The sequence below is a fragment of the Streptomyces kebangsaanensis genome (assembly GCF_001906585.1).
GTDB lineage: Bacteria > Actinomycetota > Actinomycetes > Streptomycetales > Streptomycetaceae > Streptomyces > Streptomyces kebangsaanensis.
In genome coordinates this window covers 1-2,465 of record NZ_JUJA01000129.1, presented here as the reverse complement: position 1 = coordinate 2,465, position 2,465 = coordinate 1, and the positions used below count along the sequence as shown (strand labels likewise).

The 2,465-nt window shown below is 66.6% G+C and carries 1 pseudogene; it reads left to right on the top strand.

The window, feature by feature from the left end:
• Window positions 1–168 precede the first annotated feature (168 nt).
• Window positions 169–2,465 (top strand): annotated as a pseudogene (locus RH94_RS18805) (RHS repeat-associated core domain-containing protein); the annotation flags it as partial.

The following is a 2,465-nucleotide window of genomic DNA, read 5'->3' as shown; positions in this document are numbered from 1 at the left end:
CCCTCGCCGAGGCATACGCCCGCCACCCCGAACGCTTCGGCCGCCGCCCCCGACCACCCCGGATACCCCAGCAGGCGTGGATCAACGACCCGGCCAGACGCAGGGAACCCGCACCACAAACCTCATAGCGCCCCAACCGTCTCACTGGACTTGAAATCTTCCGAGCAGTACAGGACCACCAGCTTCCTGGACCCACGCCGCGGCCAGCCCCTGCGCGTCTACGACGCCAATTTGAAGAAGACCGAGAGCTCCTACGACGCCCTCGGCCGCCTGACCGACGTTTGGTTGCCGAACCGGTCGAGCGGCAGCCAGGCCCCGAACATGAAGTTCGCTTACCACCTGGACAACACCAAGCCGTCCTGGGTGTCGACCTCGACCTTGAAGAGGGACGGCAATACCTACAACACGAACTACACGCTCTACGACTCCCTCCTGCGTCCGCTGCAGACGCAGTCGCCCACCCCGCGGGGCGGCCGCCTGCTGACCGACACCCGCTACGACACCCGCGGCCTCGCGTACGACACATACGCGGACATCTTCGACACCTCCAGCACGCCCAACAGCACCTACACCCGCGCCGAGTACGGCGAGGCCCCCACCCAGACGCAGACGGTGTTCGACGGGGCGGGCAGGGCGACGACCAGCAGCCTGTACGTCTACGGCGTCAAGAAGTGGTCCACCACGACGACCTACACCGGAGACTCCGTCGCGACCACCGCCCTTGAAGGCGGCTCCGCCCGGCGCACGATCACGGACGTGCGCGGTCAGACCACGGAGAGCCGGGAGTACGCGAGCACCAGCCCGGCCGACAGCGGCTTCGGCACCGGCCCTGGCGCGTCGTACACCTTCACGAAGTTCACCTACGCCCTGGACGGCCAGCAGAAGTCGATCACAGGTCCGGACGGCGCCAAGTGGACCTATGACTATGACCTGTTCGGTCGCCAGATCAGCACCGGTGACCCGGACAAGGGCACCACAACCACCGAGTACAACGCCCTCGACCAGATCATCAAGTCCACCGACTCACGCGGCACGTCGCTCCTGACCGCCTACGACGAACTGGGTCGCGCCACCGGCACCTGGACCGGGTCGAAAACGGACGCCAACCAGCTCACCGGCTACACCTACGACACGGTCCTCAAGGGCCTGCCCACCTCCTCCACCCGCTACGTCGGCGGCAAGACGGGAGCGGCCTACACCCAGACCGTCACTGCTTACGACAGCCTCGATCGGGCCACCGCGACCCAACTGGAACTGCCGGCCAGCGACCCGTTCGTGAAGGCCGGCGCACCGTCCACGCTGGCGTTCGAGACGTACTACAACATCGATGGCACCCAGCAGTACGACAAGCAACCCGCACTCGGTGGCCTGCCGTCCGAGATCATCGGCTTCACCTATGACGGCCTGGGCAACCTGACCTCCATCGGCGGGTCGACCGGTTACCTGAACAACGTCTCCTACTCGGCCCTAACCCAGCCCGAGGAGCTCACCCTGGGCACCGGCGGCACAGGCAACAAGAACGTCTACGTCAAAAACAGCTACGAGGAGGGCACCGGCCGCCTGCTCCGCAGCTATGTCAAGGACCAGACCCGCCCGTACATGCTGCAGGACCTCAACTACACCTACGACCAGACCGGCAACGTCACCGCCATCAGCGACCCCACCACACTCGGCGGCACCAGCTCGCCCGACACCCAGTGCTTCGCCTACGACGGCCACCAGCGCCTCACCGAAGCCTGGACCCCGGCCTCCCAGAAGTGCTCCGACGCCCCGAACGCCTCCAGCCTGTCGGGCCCGGCCCCGTACTGGACCAGCTACACGTACAACACCGCGGGCCAGCGCACCAGTGAGACGGTCCACCAGAGCAGCGGCGACACGAAGACGACCTACTGCTACACCAATGCCAAGCAGCCCCACACCCTGACCGGCACCACCACCAAGGCCGACTGCGCCAGCCCACAGCGCACCTACGACTACGACACGACCGGCAACACCAGGCACCGCCCAGGCACCACAGCCACCCAGGAACTGGACTGGTCACCCGAAGGCAAGCTGACCAAGCTCACCGAGAACGCAACGTCCACCGACTACCTCTACGCCGCCGACGGCACCCTGCTCATCCGCGCCACCAAGAACGGCGAACGCATCCTCTACGCCGGCGCCACCGAACTCCACCTCCGCGTCAACGGCACCACCTGGGCCCAGCGCTACTACACAGCTGGCGCTGTCACCGCCGCCGTCCGCTCCAACGAATCCGGCACCAACAAACTCACCTATCTCACCGGCGACCACCACGGCACATCTACGCTGGCGATCAGCCCGGACACCGCCCAGGCCTTCACCAAGCGCTACACCACCCCCTTCGGTGCCGACCGCGGCACGCCCCTCTACGGCCCCTGGCCCGACGACAAGGGCTTCCTCGGCAAAACCCGCGACACCACCACCGGCCTCACCCACATCGGCGC